The organism is Rhodococcus sp. B50 (genome assembly GCF_013602415.1).
Classification (GTDB): domain Bacteria; phylum Actinomycetota; class Actinomycetes; order Mycobacteriales; family Mycobacteriaceae; genus Rhodococcus.
In genome coordinates, this window is record NZ_WPAG02000002.1 from 4,709,447 (window position 1) to 4,725,693 (window position 16,247).

The following is a 16,247-nucleotide window of genomic DNA, read 5'->3' on the forward strand; positions in this document are numbered from 1 at the left end:
GCTCACCTGCGGAAACGCGAGACCTACGTCCTGGCTCACTACGCCTGACGTGCCGTCGGCAATTCGAGGGTGAACCGGGCTCCTCGACCCGGCCCTGCGCTGTACGCGCGGATGCGACCGTCGTGGGCTTCGACGAGCGCCCGCGCGATCGTGAGCCCGATGCCGGTGCCGCCGTGGTTCCGGTCGCGCGCGGTGTCGGCACGATAGAACCTGTCGAAGAGATGGTCGAGGTGATCGGACGAGATTCCGCTGCCCGTGTCGGCCACGGTGATCTCTGTCCGCGCGCGGTCGAGCATGCACGTGGCGACGGTGACGGTGCCACCTTCCGGGGTGTGTCGCAGAGCGTTGTCCAGCAGGTTCGCCAGTACCTGCCCGAGCCGATCCGGATCGACCGTCACCGGCGCGGATTCGGCGACGTCGACGTGCAGCGCCACCCCTTTGCCGTCGTACTGTTCACGCACCGCGCCGACTGCCGTGGTGACAAGCGTGCCGGTGGTGGTGGGCACTGGAGTGATGCGCGTGATGTGCTCCTCGGCGCGGGAGACGGCGGTGATGTCCTGCGCCAGGCGGCTCAATCGGTGGGTGGCGCCTCGCAGGATCTGCCGGGTGTCGTCGTCGAAGCTGCGGACGCCGTCCTCGAGTGCTTCCAGGTAGGAGTCGAGTGTGGCGATGGGCGTGCGCATTTCGTGACCCAGGTCGGCCAGCATCCTGCGGCGGGTGGTTTCGGTGGCTTCCAGTCGTCGCGCGAGTTCGTTGAAACTGGCTGCCAGTTCGTCGAATTCGTGGCCGAGTTCGGGGCTGGGGACGCGGGTGTCGTAGCGACCTCCGGCGATCTGTGCGGTGGAGGTGGTCACCGTGTCGAGCGAGCGCTGGATGCGACGCGCGATGTACCAACTGACCACCGATGCCAGCAGCACCGCGATCGCGATGGCCAGGCCCCACGCGAGGATGATGGCTCGGGTGAAGGCTTCTTCGACGTGGGCGGCCTGGCTCGAGTTGTGATCGATCCCGGCTTGCCCGAGATGGTCGTGGAAGATTCCGGGGGCCAGGGCGGACGCGACGAGCCATGCGCTGACGGCACATCCGACGACCACGGCGAACAGGGCGACGAACAGGCGCGTGCCGAAGCTCGTCGCGGCGGGGGAGCGGGACGTCATTGCCCCGTTCCCATCCGGTAGCCGACGCCCCGTACGGTGCGCACGAAACGTCCCTGGTTCGCGTCGTCACCGAGTTTGCGGCGCAGATGGCCGATGTGTACGTCCACGAGGTGTTCGTCGCCGACCCAGTTCTGCCCCCACACGGCCGCGATGAGCTGTGCCCGGGTGAACACGACGCCGGGGTCCTGGGACAGGGCGGCGAGGATGTCGAACTCGGTGCGGGTGAGCGCGACCGGTGTGCCGGACACGGTGACCTCCCGTCCGTCGACGTCGATGGACAGATCCCCGAACACGCGGTCCTGCCGGCCCGGAGAGGCTGCGATCGGCGCGGCGGTTCGGGGACGACGCAGCATGGCCTGGATGCGGGCCATGAGTTCGCGCGGGCTGAACGGTTTCGTGAGGTAGTCGTCGGCTCCGACGGACAGGCCGATCAGGGTGTCGATCTCGTCGGTGCGGGCGGTGAGCATCACGACGTAGGCGTCGGAGAAGGTGCGCAGTTGCCGGCACACCTCGATGCCGTCGAGTCCGGGTAGGCCGAGGTCGAGCACGAGGATGTCGGGGTCGACCCGGCGGGCGAGGGTCACGGCCTCGGATCCGTCGCCGGTGATCGTCACGTCGAAACCGTCGCGTTCGAGATACGAACCGACGAGGTTCGCCAGCGACTCCTCGTCTTCGACGACCATGGCCCGCATCCGGGCGGTCGAGCTCGCGGCGGGTGCGGATCCGCCGGATGGTCCCGTCGGGCGAACAGAGGAAGGCATGGGATCCATCATCGTCACCCGCCGTGGTGCTGACGACGTGCCCGCACTTCTTGAGCAAATCTTCATGCGATCTCCATCCGAACCCGGGAGCACGCGGGTGAGGGTGGGCGGTATGAACAAGAAGGCTCTGACCGCCGGTGCGATCGCTCTGGCAGTGGCATTCACAACGTCTGCATGCAGTGGTTCCGGTGGTGACGAGGGAACGACCAGCGCCCCGACCGCCGCGACGTCCGACGCGAACATCGCGTCGTTCGATCAGGAAGACGTCATGTTCTCCCGGATGATGATCCCGCACCACGCGCAGGCCATCGAGATGAGTGACATGCTGCTCGCCAAGGACGGGATCCCGGAGCCGGTGAGAGCGCTGGCCGAGCAGATCAAGGCCGAGCAACAGCCCGAGATCGAACAGTTCGAGGTGTGGCTCGACGAGTGGGACATGACGCCCATGCACAGGGAGGACACTCCCCGGATGGACAGACTCGACATGCCCGGCATGCCACACATGGGCGACATGCCACACATGGACGGGATGATGAGCGAGCAGGACATGCAGGCACTGTCCGACGCCCAAGGCGTCGCCGCCGCCCGTATGTACCTGGAGCAGATGATCGTCCACCACGAGGGAGCGATCGAGATGGCGCAGGGCGAGATCGAGGACGGGCGGTATCCCGACACTGTCGAGCTGGCTCGCACCATCGCCGACACCCAGCAGAAGGAAATCGACACGATGCGTCAGCTGTTGACCACTCTGTAGCCGATCTGCGTCGCGGGTTCGTCCCGTCGGCCGAGTGAGGAGCCGTCGATGTCCCAACAGGTGCACGAACACACCCACGAACACGCCGGTCGCGATCGGCATGCCGGACACGGCGCGCACGGTGAGATGTTCCGGCGACGGTTCTGGGTCAGCCTGATCCTGTCGGTGCCGGTCGTGGTCTTCAGCCACATGGTTGCCGAACTCTTCGGCTATCACCTGCCGGATGTTCCCGGAATCGAGTGGATCCCGCCGGTGCTGGGCACCGTCATCTTCTTCTACGGTGGCGTCCCGTTCCTCACCGGAGGCTGGGCCGAACTACGGTCCCGCCAACCGGGAATGATGCTGCTGATCGCCATGGCGATCAGCGTCGCCTTCGTCGCGTCGTGGGCCACGACACTCGAGGTCGGCGGGTTCGACCTGGACTTCTGGTGGGAATTGGCGCTGCTGATCGTCATCATGCTGCTCGGCCACTGGCTCGAGATGCGGGCGCTGGGTTCGGCGTCCGGCGCACTGGAGGCGCTGGCCGCGATGCTGCCCGACACGGCCGAGAAGATCACCGACGACGGTGTGGTCGAGGTGCCGCTGCATGAGGTGACCCTCGGTGACGTGGTGCTCGTGCGCGCGGGGGCGCGCGTGCCCGCCGACGGCACGGTCATCGACGGCGCCGCCGAGGTCGACGAATCGATGGTCACCGGTGAATCGAAGACCGTCACCCGCGACGTCGGCGATACGGTGGTCGCGGGCACCGTCGCCACCGACAGTGCGTTGCGGGTGCGGATCACGGCGGTGGGGGAGGACACCGCGCTGGCCGGCATCCAGCGCATGGTCGCCGATGCCCAGGCGTCCTCGTCCCGCGCGCAGGCCCTGGCGGATCGCGCTGCGGCCTTCCTCTTCTACTTCGCCGCGATCGCGGGCGTTCTTACCTTCCTCGTCTGGACGCTGCTCGGCAATCTCGACGAAGCTGTGGTCCGCACGGTGACCGTTCTGGTCATCGCCTGCCCCCACGCGCTGGGTCTGGCGATCCCGCTGGTGATCGCCATTTCGACCGAACGTGCGGCCCGGGCGGGTGTGCTCGTCAAGGATCGGCTGGCGCTCGAACGCATGCGCACGGTCGACGCGGTGCTGTTCGACAAGACCGGCACCCTCACGCAGGGCAGGCACGAGGTCACCGGCGTCGTCACCACGGCGGGAACCGACGAGGAACGTCTGCTCGCCGTGGCAGCAGCGGTCGAAGCCGACAGCGAGCACCCCGTGGCGCGGGCCATCGTGACGGCCGCCGACGCTCGCGTGCCGGCGGCGGAGCGGATGGCGGTGACGGACTTCCGGTCGTTGCCCGGTCGCGGGGTGCGTGGGCTGATCGACGGTGTGGAGGTGACGATCGGTGGACCGTCCATGCTGACGTCCCTTCAGTTGTCGGTGCCCGACGACGTCGCCGCGGCCACCGAAGGATGGGTGCAGCGTGGTGCGTCGGTGCTGCACGTCTCCTACGACGGTCGGGTGCTCGGGGCTGTGGCGCTCGAGGATGCCGTGCGCGACGAATCCCGCCAGGCCGTCGACGCTTTGCATGCGCGCGGCGTGACGGTAGCGATGATCACCGGTGATGCCCGGCAGGTGGCCGACGCCGTTGCGGCCGATCTCGGCATCGACGAGGTGTTCGCCGAAGTACTGCCGGAGAACAAGGACGCGAAGGTCGCCGAATTGCAGGAGCGCGGGCACACCGTCGCGATGGTCGGTGACGGCGTCAACGATGCTCCGGCTCTGGCTCGCGCCGATGTCGGCATCGCGATCGGGGCAGGGACGGACGTGGCGATCGAGTCGGCCGGCGTCGTCCTCGCGGCGAACGATCCACGGGCGGTGCTGTCGATCGTCGAACTCTCGCACGCGAGTTACCGCAAGATGTGGCAGAACCTGCTCTGGGCAACTGGATACAACATCGTCGCCGTTCCGTTGGCGGCCGGCGTGCTCGCCTTCGCCGGTGTCGCGATCTCGCCGGCAGTGGCCGCGGTGCTCATGTCGGCGTCGACGATCGTCGTGGCGCTCAATGCTCAGACGCTCCGCCGTCTCGATCTCGACCCTGCTCATGCCGCCATGGGACGACGTTCGCAATAACTTCCCTTTTGTTGTCGCGCGCAAGCAACAGATCTGTGAGACGATCTCAATCGCATAACGTATCGGTGCCGCTACGGAGGACGCGACATCGATATACGGGGTTGCCGACGTCCGAGTGCAGGGAGGTACTCGAGTGTCGGCGCGTCTCGGGGAGGAGACACACAATGAGGGTTCTTCCGTCATGACCACGGTTCGTCACACGAACGACGATGCTGTGCAAGACATTTCGGGTATCCACACCAGTACCGGTGCGCCGGTCGGCGGTCGGATGTCCACCCGATGGGACTGGCAGAAGTCCTACGTCAACACTCTGTTCGTCACCGACAGTCTGGTGGTCGCGCTGGCAGTCGCCCTCGCGCACGTGATGCGGTTCGGGCAGGACTCGCTCGTCACCATGGACGGCGTCGGAACGCTGAGTTACACGCTCATTTCCGTCGCATTCGGCGTCGCGTGGATCGCTTTCCTGGCTCTTTTTCGCACACGGTCGAGGCGGGTGATCGGGGCCGGCTTCGAGGAATATCAGCGCGTCGTCTCGGCAACGCTCTATCTCTTCGGTCTGGTCGCCATCGTCGCGCTCATCTTCCGGATGGAGCTCGCGCGTGGCTATCTCGCCATCGCTCTGCCGGTCGGTCTCGCGGGCCTGCTGTTCTTCCGATGGGTCTGGCGACGGGCCGTCGCACGGAGGCGTCGGAAGGGTGAATTCACGACGTCGGTGCTCGTGGTGGGTGGCGCTCGCGCAGTTCGTCACATGGCCAGCACATTCCAGCGCCGCAGCGGCGAGGGTTATCGCGTGGTGGGCGTGTGCGTGCCGCGGTATTCCGGCGTGCCGGGGGAGAGCATCGATGTGGACGGACGCCAGATCCCGATCCATGGCGACGAGAGCACCGTCGTCGAAGCGCTGCGGGCCTCCGGGGCCGACACCGTCGCGGTGACCGCCACCGAGACCCTCGGCCACGAAGGCATCCGCGACCTGCTGTGGGAGCTCGAACCCGAGCGCGCCGATCTGGTGGTGGCCACCGGTGTCGTCGACGTCGCCGGTCCGCGCATCGAGATGCGCCCGGTTGCCGGGTTGCCGCTGATCCATGTGGAGAAGCCGAGCTATCACGGTGCCAAGCGCAGCGGGAAGCGTCTGTTCGACCTCGCGTTCTCGCTCGGCGCTCTGCTCGCGCTGGCCCCGGTCTTCGCTGTGGTCGCTCTGCTGATCAAGCTCGAGGACGGCGGTCCGATCTTCTACAAGTCCGAGCGCATCGGACTCGACGGCACCCCGTTCGGAATGATCAAGTTCCGCTCGATGGTGCAGAACGCCGACAAGATGGTCGACACCTTGCTCGATCAGAACGAGGGCGCCGGCCTGCTGTTCAAGATGAGGGAGGATCCGCGCGTCACTCGTGTGGGCCGGGTCCTGCGCCGGTTCAGCCTCGACGAGTTGCCGCAGTTCCTCAACGTCGTGCGCGGAGAGATGAGCGTGGTGGGTCCGCGTCCGCCGCTGCGTCGCGAGGTGGAGAGCTACGACGGCCGGGTCAAGCGTCGCCTGCTCGTGCGTCCGGGTGTGACGGGTCTGTGGCAGGTCAGTGGCCGCTCGGATCTGTCGTGGGACGAGTCGGTGCGTCTGGATCTGTCGTATGTGGAGAACTGGTCGATGGTCTCCGACGTGCTGATCATCATGAAGACCGTGAAGGCGGTCGTCGCCAGCGAAGGCGCGTACTGACCTTCGATCGGAAGCGACGCTGGCAGCAAGATCAACTAAGCGCTAGTGTCACAGTCTGTCGCCGTCCCCTGCACGGCGACGTCGAGCCCCGCCGGAAGGTTACTCGCATGCCCTTCCGGCGGGGTCTCTCTGTTTATCGGGCACGTTTTCTCTCGTCCGGGGTACGTCTTGCGCCGAGCTGCAGGGTGAATTCTTCGGGTGATATCCGGCCGGGCAGGTAACGAAGCGCGAAGTTGGACCGTTGTCCAAGTTGTGTATTGGCTTGCGTTCGTACTCCTCGGCTGGGGTGTCTTGTCCGTCGCCGCAGCGTTGATCTTCGGACGAATCATTCGTGTTCGCGACCAGCGCGAGGTCCCCCCGCCGTTTCATGAAGGCGGTGGTACGCGGGTGCAGGACGCCGGTCGAGTCGGCGGCGGCCGCCGTTGAAGTCTTCGAATATCCTGTGGCGTTTGCAACGTGGGTCTGGCGGGAAGCCGACTGTCGACGACATCTACGCAGTTCGACGACTCCACTGATCCACAGGACGGTATTCATGCCTGAAGAAGACGTACACACCACTAAGACCGATCAACTGAAGTTTCAGGATCCGACTACTCGCTACCCGTCCATCTCACCTCCGAAGCAGGACCAGCCCGAGCCGGGACTCGACGCCGACATGGTGCCCAAAGCCGACATCGGCGAGTTCTCGTACAGGGGCACGGGCCGCCTCGAAGGTCGCAAGGCGCTGATCACCGGTGGTGACTCCGGCATCGGCGCAGCTACTGCCATCGCATTCGCTCGTGAAGGTGCGGACGTCGCGATCTCGTACCTGCCGGACGAAGAACCCGACGCCAAGAACGTCGCACGCATCATCACCGAGAGCGGGCGCAAGGCGGTCACGCTTCCCGGTGATCTGACGGATGCGTCGTTCTGCTCCGACGTCGTGAACCAGGCGGTCGAGCAGCTCGGCGGACTGGACATCCTGGTCAACAACGCGGGCAAGCAGATTGCGGTCGAGGGCCTCGACGACCTGCCTGACGATCAGCTCGAGCAGACCTTCCAGGTCAACATCCTCGCGATGTTCCGCACCACGCGTGCGGCGCTCAAGCATCTGCAGCCGGGCTCGACGATCATCAACACCACCTCGATCGTGGCGTATCAGCCGTCGCCGGCGTTGATCGACTATTCGTCGACGAAGGCGGCCATCAACAACTTCACGAAGAACATGGCGACCCAGCTGGCGGAGAAGGGTATCCGTGTGAATGCGGTTGCGCCCGGACCGATCTGGACTCCTCTGCAGCCCTCGGACGGTCAGCCGAAGGAGGAGCTGCCCGAGTTCGGGCAGAACACTCCGCTCGGACGCGCGGGGCAGCCGACCGAGTTGGCACCGGCGTACGTGTTCCTGGCGTCGCCGGAATCGAGCTACGTGGTGGGTTCGACGATCCACGTCAACGGAGGGATGCCGTCGCCCTAGGAGCCGGACAAAAGATCGTGCGCGTCGGTGATGTCCACCGACGCGCACGACTCGTTCTGGAAAATCAGACCGCGCTGCGTACAGCCTGTCCGGAAGTGCGTCCCCTAGCTGCCGAGATCGGCACGACCGAAGCAACGTCGGCGGAGGCTTCCGCAAGGATCTGCTCGGGACCGGCGCAGGTGCTTGCGCACGTGATCCCTCGAGCACGGAGCTTCTGAAGAATGAGTGCTTCGGCGGCGGTGCAATAGCCGTCGAGGATGTCTTCGGTGAGGATCGCGTAGTCCACTTCGTCTTCGAAAGCGGTCGTAGTTTCGATGCCTGCGTCGTCGAGGCGCTCCTGCAGTTCTGTCCACCGGTCGAGTGCGACGGCGTTGGAGGGAGTGCCGAGAAAAAGTACCCGTGCCGGTCGGTCGGAAAGCAATGAGGTCGTCACAGGCTGCTCCAGGGTGCGAGTAGGTCAGGTGAAACCGAATAGCCACTCCCGGTAGGGAGTTACACCTTCACCTGCGAAATGTGTTGTTTCACACTGTGTACAGGACCTGTTCACCCGCCGCTACCCGGACAACCATCAGGAAACACGAATGTGACAGAAGTGGTTACGGTTCGGACCGAGCGGCAAGGACTTTCGTCCCGAAATTCTTCATCAAACTCGCGAAAGCGACAATCTTTCATGAGTGAGCGGTGAGCCCCATTGATCGCACTACTGCCTGCGAGGAGGCCCGAGCACAACCGCGCCTGGCCCGACGCCCTGCGACAGAGCCGCAAGAACCTCGACCACCGACCAGGCAGTGATTGCGGAGGTGCGCCCGCTCGAAGTCGGGTCGATCGAGTTCTCGAACGCGAGCTTGTACCGACCGAGCGGCGACGCCCACTCCACGATGTGGCGGGTGCTGGTGGCATCCGGGTCGGCCACGACCACCACCTCGACCCGATCGAGTCCGAGCGTTGCAAGTGCGAGAGCCACCGACGAGTTCGAGGTTCGAGGGAAGGCCAGCGCTGCTTCTCGGGCCGTTCCCCGGAACACCTCGCGTTGGGCGTTTAGGCGTTCTTCGATGCCGAGAGCATTGGGTCGTTTGATCGTGGTGTGGGTCAGGCAGGCGTCGCGTGTTCCTGCTCGTGCCGCCGCAGCCAGAATGTCGAAGCCGCCGATGGCACCCGTCGGCAGCAGCACACGTCCTGGTCCGGCACCGAACGATTCCACGTCGAAGCCCCGCTCCGCGAAGACACCACATGAGCAGACGATGATGTCCTTGCCGCGTTTCACCACGTCGGGTAGAAGAGTCCGAGCGGCGTCAACCGTGGCAGCTTCCACCACGATGTCGGCGGTGTGGAGCGCAGCGTCGGTCTCCTCCGCACTGCCGCGTGAGGTCAACACGGCCGTGAGGCCTACGTCCGGCACCGCGCCCTCGCGTAGAGCGTCGATCACCGTCTGCCCGATCGCGCCGGCTCCAACGACGCACACGGCGATCGGTTGACGCTCGATCCCTTCGGCGGCCAGTTGCCTCACATCCTTCGCGGCCTATAGCCGTCGACGACTGCGGATTGTGGGGTCATGGTACCCGGCGGTGGGAAGACCGGAGGGGAGGCGACCTGACCTTCATTGCTCGTGCCACGGCGCTCACCAAGTAGATGCACCCGCTGCAGTGCTCCGAACACGATGAGCCGGAAGACATATCCGCCGGCACTGGGCAGCTCGATTTCGGCCGCGGCAAAGAGTGTGTTCATCGTGTTCCACATGAGGGCGCTACTCAGCGTCAGTGGCGGACCCATGAGGAACACACTGAGTACGAGCGAGACCCCTGTTGTGCCACCGTAGATGCCGATGACGAACGGAGTGTCGTTCTTTCGCGCTGCCTCCGCCAGCGGATCGTGACTGTAGCTCGCCTCGCACACCGGCCATGAGCGCGGCATGGGCTTTGTTTGCCATGTAGATCTCCTTCTCGCCTAACCGATGCGGAAAGCGTAAGGAGCCGAGGGTGAGTCGGGAATCCGTTGATCGGACTACGCCCGGAGGGGTTCGGTCATGCCGCCGACGGCATCACCTCCTGACCGCAGGCCTGATGCTCGTGCGGTGTCATGCGGCGGCACGGGCAGCGCACTGCGCGTCCGAGATCGTCATCCGGAAGCCAGCCGTATTCGTCGCACCGACCACACCGGGGTGGGAGTTTCGGTCGAGGCGGCCGCAGCGACTGCCAGACCGGGATCCATGCCGTCGCGGAACGAGCTGGATCCCACGGTCGGTGACGATCGAGGGCGGCGCGGACGAGAGTTTCTACTCCATGGATATCAATCACTTGCTCGACGAGTGTGCGCTTCCCGGGCGTCAAGGTGTCGAATCGTGCTGTGAGGCCGGCCCGGCGGCACGCCGTGGCCAGCCGATCGATGGGAGACGGCCGCTGCCCCTCATCTTCTGCTTCGCGGGTGCGCTTCGTCGCGCGGGGGAGTGCAGCAGGTTCATCTCTTGGTTCAAGGACGGTTCGGGTGACTGGCGTGTCACCCCGCTCCGTCGCTCCGGTCACCCCGTGGGCCGCGCTCGTGTCACCCCGTTCGGGCCTCCGGGGTGACGGATTGTCACCCCGCTTCATCGACAGGTCGTAGAGAACGGGCCGACGATCCTCGCGTGGGATCGTCGCCGCCACTCGCCCCTGCTGGCCTTGCGAGATAAGGCCCAAGGCAACGAGCGCCTTCAGGCAACGCTGTACTTGCCGTTCACTGATGCGGGCGTAACCGGCGAGCTTCCGTACGGACGGATACGCGTCGGCGCCGTGACGGGAGGCATGGTTGGCCAGGCCGAGCAGGACCACTGTCAGCGCTGGTGCCGACGGCATGCCGGGCGGGGTAGGGGATGGAATAGCCGCGTGCTCGAGTGCCCAGGTGATCGCTTCGATGCTCACGACGTCACCTGCGCATAGGTATGCTGACGCATGTTCGACTCCCAACTAGTCGGACATCCGGCCCGTCGCGATGCCAGTCGCGGCGGGCCATCTGTTTGAGTTGTTCGCACATCCGTTCGGGTGTGGTTGATCATCTTGGCATCGAGCGTGGGGTGCGTCAACGACTTCGGGGAGCGAACGGCACACCGCGTCCAGGGCATGAATTGTCCCCCGCTCGGATGAAAAACGGGGGTGATTCACGAAAAGGGCGTAACGGAGGAATCGAACTTCGCGAATGTGCAGTGTCAGTGCATCTTCGATTGGGGTCCCCATGAATGAGCGTCTGTCGGCCGAGCAAACGGCCGATACGATCCAGTTCCAGCGCATCGGCCACGGGCCATCGCACCGCCGAGGCGGGGTGTCGTCCTTGCGAAGCGGCGGCGATGAGTCAGAGCGATCGCGCTCATCGGCCGGTCATGCTCCTTCGAAGCGGATCGTGTTCAGAGAGAGGAACGGCCCCAACCTGTGGCTGATCACCGCGATCGTGGCACTGATAGCAGCGGTAGCGGTCTTCGTCGGAGGTGTCGTGGTGAGTCAGTCTCGAGATTCGACCCCGAGGTACCAGTCGGTGTACGTCCCCGAAAACACACTCGGTGGAGCGCAGAAGTAGGACGCGTCGTTCGATGTCGACGAGCCCCGCCGGCGAAGGGGGAGGAGGCCAGCGGGGCTCGATTGCCGCCAATTCCCGGGGAGGGGAACCAGGGCATGTTGCGGGGAGGCAACACACTTGAGAGTTTAACCAGAAGTGGTGTCCTTCGGCATCGCGGGCAGGGACCTAAGTCCCATCGTGCACGACCTAGTCGTGTCCGCTCAGTTCGTGCTGGATCCGTTCTGCCCCAATCGTTCCTGTAGCCATAAACGGAGGCCGTCGCCGTACTCTTCGCTGTCGAGCGCAGCATCGACGGCGGCCCGGAGATATCCACCAGGATTACCCAGGTCATGGCGGGTCCCGCGATGTACTACGACGTGGACCGGATGACCTTCTTCGATTAGTAGCGCGATCGCGTCGGTCAGTTGGAGCTCTCCGCCAGCGCCCGGCTTGATCCGACGTAATGCATCGAAGATCTCACGGTCCAAGAGGTAGCGGCCGGCAGCGGCAAGTGTGGACGGAGCGTCTGCAAGAGCCGGCTTCTCCACCATGCCGCGGACTCGCAGAACATCCGGATTCGCGACGTTGGGTACTTCCTCGACCTCGAACACGCCGTACGAGCTCACCTGGCTCTTCGGAACATCGATGGCGCACAAAACGCTTCCCCCACGCTTGGCGCGGACGCGAGCCATAGTCCCCAGGATGCCGCTCGGTTGCACGATGTCGTCGGGAAGTAGAACTGCGATCGCATCCTCGTTTGCGTCCAAGGCTGCTTCAGTACAGCCAACAGCGTGGCCTAGGCCAAGAGGCTCGGCTTGTACTACAGATTCAACCGTTAGGAGGTTGGGTGCGCGTCGCACTTTCTCAAGCAACTTGAACTTGTGTTTGGCTTCAAGGTGCTTTTCGAGATCAAAGTCTTCCACAAAATGTGCCACAACCCCCTCTTTGCCGGGCGACGTCACGATGAGGAGTCGACGGGCGCCAGACTGGGCAGCCTCCGTCGCGACAAGTTCTATGCCCGGTGTATCGACTACAGGTAGTAATTCCTTGGGTACCGTCTTTGTCGCCGGAAGGAACCGAGTGCCCATACCCGCTGCCGGCACGACGGCAGTGCGGAACACTTCGTGGAACTGTGAACCTGGATGCAAAGTCTCCCCTGTCTCCCTAGTTGAGCGCAGCAGACGAGTGACTGTAAGCGCTAAACAGAAATGTCTCCCCGGAAGGTCCTGTAATTCTCTGCAGTCAGCCTTCGGCACGAGCAACGAGCGTCTGTGAGACAGAAGTCTACGGGCCACTTAGCTGGCACGCATATCGACCACAGGCTCATCTCGAGACCCCCACGTACACAGCCGTGGTGGAGGCGGGGTGCCCTGCGGCCCGGCTCGTGCCTGCGGCCAGGCTCCTTAGCTACCGCAATCCTTCTCCGCGTATCCGCTTCACGATGCTCCAATAGCGGTGCCGACGGTCGATCGAGATGATTTGGCGTGTACCACTAAAGGATGCTTGACGGCGGACGCACTCACACGTGTGGAAGATGACGATGCCACCACGAGTGCTACCAGCACCCATGTCATTGAATTAACGACACCGATTGAGAGTGGGCGCTCGGCGACGCCAAGGATACATACGGAAAGGAGCAAAGGTAGGACGAGAAACTTACGTGCCCTATCGCCAATCACAAGCATGGAAAGAAACCCGAGCAAGAAAATCAGGCAGGCCACCACGCCGCCAAGTAGCAGCATCTCAACCCACTGATTGTGGGTCGAATACGCTGCGGCCGCGCCAAATTCACCAGCTTGATAAAAACGGTTCCACGTGGTCAAACCTGCGCCGACGAACGGCGTCTCCTCAAACTGTGCAAGTGCCAACCGCCAGAGGTATCCACGGCCCGTTGCAAATCTATCCTCGGTGACGGCGAACGGCAAAATCAGGGCAACTGTGATCGCTGCGAGGGCTCCTAGAGTCAGCACCGGAAGGTTTCGTCCGCGAGCTCCATCTCCTTCCACAGCAGGCTGAGTAATGATCAATACCACCGCCGTTACAGCAGCTGCCGTCAGTGCTGTGCGGCTACCACTTGCGAGCAGATTCAACGCTACATACAGCACCATCCATAGCCTTGCCCTTCCAGTGAATGCGAGCCAGACGAACGGAAGACCCGCGGCCGCGATCAAGCCGACAGTGTTTCCGTGTGTAGCTGCCCCCGTGTAAATTTCACCGAACACGGAACACTTTGCGCTACATTCGACGAATGCTTGATCTGGCCGGATCGCGGCGAGTATTCCTCCGACGAAAGCAAAGGAAAGCGTAAATACCGCGCCGCCAGAAATTGCGCCCCGACGGGATGGTGCTGCGAACGTCGCAGCAGCAAGAAGAACGAGCAGAACTGCCGGTTGTCCTGTCGCGAAGTTCACCCACCCCGCAGGCTCGATCGACATGGCGACAACCAAAGTTAACATTGCCGCTACGCCGAATGCGGAAATGGTGCGCAAGGCGGGCTGGCGAATACCACGCCAGAGAAGAATGAGTGCAACAAACAGAATAATTGCATTGGAGGCCAGTATTGCGGCCTCAGGTGGTCGAGCGGAGACTTCGGTTAGTTCCCCCCAGAGATTGCGTTGATATCGAACCTCTGTTGTGAGGCGAGTAAACAAGGCGGGGACCTGAGCCGACCAACCCACTACGAGTATAAGCGTCGACCCCATGTCCCAGGGCAGTGTGCCCCGCACGAACTGCCTGCGGAGTAGTGCCGCCGTAAGTAGGGCCAGCGCAGCCAGAATTGCGATAGTCACCCGCCTACAATACGGCGGAGTCCACTGCAGGGCAGCGTGTGTGCATATGTACGTCGGCGTGCAATCTCAAAGTATCATGAGGTGCGCTAGCCAGTCGTCCGCGTATGCATCCGCCAGTTTGGCTCTCCCCCAAAGAAAGTCGCTTCTCCCGTGAGGTTGGGGTCCGCGCATCCGACACTCGATGAGTGCTGCTGTGTCCCCCGCGCGGCGCAATCGCAATCGCTGCAACATCTGTGACTGCTTTAATCCATCTGTCGTGAATGTCCGGCTGTCCGGACGACGTTCCAGCTTGCCTGTAGACGGTGACGTGCCTGTCACGATGTCGAGTCGTCGCTGGCTCGGGAGGATGATCAAGCGGTCGGTGAGCTCGATCGTGGGCGATCCCGCTCGACGAAGCCTGGTTGTCCCCCGTTCAGATGAAAACGCGAAAGTTAAGTAACGAAGAATTCGGGCTGGGCGACGATGGAGCAGTAGCGCAACTTCGAAGGGGAACCTACATGTGAGCATTCAATGGTTGATCGGGCTGTGGACGCGAGCAGGCGCTGTGCGCCGACAAGAGTGCGGTGAGCAGTCGAGCGGTAATTCCTGTGGCCACAGTGGCTACGGTGGCCTGAACGGGTCTTTTCTCAGAAATCCAAATTCGATGGATTGAATCGAGTCTAAGAGCCGGTTGCACACATTTGGGATTTCAGCTGCCGTATCGGCACAGTGAAGGCAGCCTTAAGCCTAAAAGCAGCGCTACATAAACCGGCAACCTTATTTTCAAGTCTACGATTTTGTGGAATTCGTATGTCAATTAGCGAACCGAGCACGGGATTGATCCGCACGTCGAATGAGACTTTCCAAAGGATTACTAATGATAGCGATTTTTCCGATTCTAGGGCAGAGCAACGCTGTAGGGGCTGCTCTCGACGGACACAAAGTGAGCCATCCGAGAGTGTATCAATGGTCCGGGGGAGCCATCGTTCCAGCGGCGGAGCCGCTCGCCCATCTACCTCCGGTCGGTTTTGGATTCGGAACCACATTTGGGGCGCTTTATGCAGAGAAGTATCCGGCTCGCCAGGTGGTTTTGGTGCCCTGCGCACGATCAGGCTCAACGTTGCGTCCCAGCCGCAACCACGAGAGATTTGTATGGGAATCCGGTTGGCGGCCGCCTCCTGGTGGCGCAAACATGCTCGAACTAGCGGTTCAGCGAACCACCGATGCCCTCGCCGCCGTGGGAAAGGAGGGGCATGTCGCTGGTTACCTGTGGCATCACGGCGAAACGGACGGTCTCACCGGCATCTCGCGGGGTGAGTATGCTCGTCGGCTTCGTGCAGTAATTGTCACAATGCGGCGGGTCGCGGACGCACCGTTCATTATGGCGCAGATGGTTCCCGAGGGGATCGTTGATGTACCCGGCCGAATCGAGACTCACCACGCAACGTTGGAGGTTGCTAACTCAACACCACGAGCAGCCTTTGTATACTCCCCTCGGAATTCTTTTCGATGGTACAAAGGAAAGCCTGACACGACGCATTTCAACGCGGCTGGACAGGTAGAGATTGCGCATCGTCTACTAAATATGCTATGCCGATTGGAGGGAACAGCAACGGACGACGAGCGCGGACGGAATCCCGATCTAGGCCCAGAACTGCGGCGACGCGCGCTCCACGAACGTTTGGCGCGACGCATTCGGCGAGTCTCTTTGAGGCCGTGAGCAACGCTTGATTGTAACAAGGGCTGTGAGCCCGTTTTGTAGGGGGTAGGTGGAACCATGTGGCCCCAAACGTAAGTGCGCACTGGGAATGAAATATTCGCGTCGGAACGTTAAATGCAGGTGTTGCGGCTCTTTAACGGTATGAAGAGTGCGTCACTTAGCAATGCGGTGCAAGGTCGCCTATTTCAGCGCTCGCCCGTAACGCTAATGACACAAAGGTGCGACATGCACGAATGGCGTCTGATCGTCGTCGTACGGCAGGATCGTTCATAGCGGGGAGGAGGCGGCTGCAGCC

The 16,247-nt window shown here is 63.1% G+C and carries 13 protein-coding genes; 5 read left to right on the forward strand and 8 right to left on the reverse strand.

Annotation, left to right across the window (positions count from 1 at the left end; all coding sequences use genetic code 11):
- Positions 1 to 38: 38 nt before the first annotated feature.
- Together GON09_RS22165 and GON09_RS22170 are read right to left on the reverse strand one after the other, a co-directional pair.
- Positions 39 to 1,157 (reverse strand): sensor histidine kinase, encoded by a 1,119-nt coding sequence (locus GON09_RS22165; RefSeq protein WP_213933759.1) that lies wholly within the window; start codon positions 1,155 to 1,157, stop codon positions 39 to 41.
- On the reverse strand, positions 1,154 to 1,840 hold the full coding sequence (locus GON09_RS22170; RefSeq protein ID WP_213934578.1) for a response regulator transcription factor: 687 nt from the start codon (positions 1,838 to 1,840) through the stop codon (positions 1,154 to 1,156). Before GON09_RS22170 ends, GON09_RS22165 begins: the two co-directional genes overlap by 4 nt.
- Positions 1,841 to 2,030: 190 nt before the next feature.
- Between GON09_RS22170 and GON09_RS22175 the strand changes: the two genes are divergently transcribed.
- From GON09_RS22175 to GON09_RS22190, 4 genes are all read left to right on the forward strand, one after another.
- Entirely contained in the window at positions 2,031 to 2,672 is a 642-nt protein-coding gene (locus GON09_RS22175) for a DUF305 domain-containing protein (protein WP_213933760.1), read from the forward strand.
- Positions 2,673 to 2,720: 48 nt separating this feature from the next.
- Positions 2,721 to 4,781, forward strand: coding sequence for a heavy metal translocating P-type ATPase (locus tag GON09_RS22180; RefSeq protein ID WP_213933762.1), 2,061 nt, complete (start codon positions 2,721 to 2,723; stop codon positions 4,779 to 4,781).
- Positions 4,782 to 4,962: 181 nt separating this feature from the next.
- A complete protein-coding gene (locus tag GON09_RS22185; RefSeq protein WP_244865603.1) occupies positions 4,963 to 6,489 on the forward strand; it encodes a sugar transferase in 1,527 nt (508 codons plus the stop codon).
- A 532-nt stretch (positions 6,490 to 7,021) separates the two neighbouring features.
- The gene (locus tag GON09_RS22190; RefSeq protein WP_213933763.1) at positions 7,022 to 7,942 is read left to right on the forward strand and encodes an SDR family oxidoreductase; all 921 of its coding nucleotides are present in this window, start codon (positions 7,022 to 7,024) and stop codon (positions 7,940 to 7,942) included.
- A 64-nt stretch (positions 7,943 to 8,006) separates the two neighbouring features.
- Here GON09_RS22190 and GON09_RS22195 read toward each other — a convergent pair whose 3' ends face one another.
- From GON09_RS22195 to GON09_RS22215, 6 genes are all read right to left on the reverse strand, one after another.
- Positions 8,007 to 8,375: a hypothetical protein gene (locus GON09_RS22195; protein WP_244865604.1), complete on the reverse strand. Its 369-nt coding sequence runs from the start codon at positions 8,373 to 8,375 to the stop codon at positions 8,007 to 8,009.
- A gap of 267 nt (positions 8,376 to 8,642) precedes the next feature.
- Entirely contained in the window at positions 8,643 to 9,449 is an 807-nt protein-coding gene (locus tag GON09_RS22200; RefSeq protein ID WP_307854455.1) for an aspartate dehydrogenase domain-containing protein, read from the reverse strand.
- Positions 9,446 to 9,853, reverse strand: a complete 408-nt coding sequence (locus GON09_RS22205; RefSeq protein ID WP_213933764.1) for a hypothetical protein — start codon at positions 9,851 to 9,853, stop codon at positions 9,446 to 9,448. The genes GON09_RS22200 and GON09_RS22205 overlap by 4 nt, the downstream gene beginning before the upstream one ends.
- A gap of 110 nt (positions 9,854 to 9,963) precedes the next feature.
- Complete coding sequence (locus tag GON09_RS29005; protein ID WP_374195402.1) at positions 9,964 to 10,770, reverse strand: helix-turn-helix domain-containing protein; 807 nt, start codon at positions 10,768 to 10,770, stop codon at positions 9,964 to 9,966.
- Positions 10,771 to 11,685: 915 nt separating this feature from the next.
- Positions 11,686 to 12,612 (reverse strand): UTP--glucose-1-phosphate uridylyltransferase, encoded by a 927-nt coding sequence (locus GON09_RS22210; RefSeq protein ID WP_244866896.1) that lies wholly within the window; start codon positions 12,610 to 12,612, stop codon positions 11,686 to 11,688.
- Between the two features lie 288 nt (positions 12,613 to 12,900).
- Positions 12,901 to 14,253 (reverse strand): O-antigen ligase family protein, encoded by a 1,353-nt coding sequence (locus GON09_RS22215; RefSeq protein ID WP_213933766.1) that lies wholly within the window; start codon positions 14,251 to 14,253, stop codon positions 12,901 to 12,903.
- A gap of 856 nt (positions 14,254 to 15,109) precedes the next feature.
- Here GON09_RS22215 and GON09_RS29010 point away from each other — a divergent pair.
- Positions 15,110 to 15,952 carry a sialate O-acetylesterase gene (locus tag GON09_RS29010; protein WP_374195404.1) on the forward strand — a complete coding sequence of 281 codons (843 nt, stop codon included), beginning with the start codon at positions 15,110 to 15,112 and terminating at the stop codon, positions 15,950 to 15,952.
- The last annotated feature ends 295 nt before the right edge of the window (positions 15,953 to 16,247 follow it).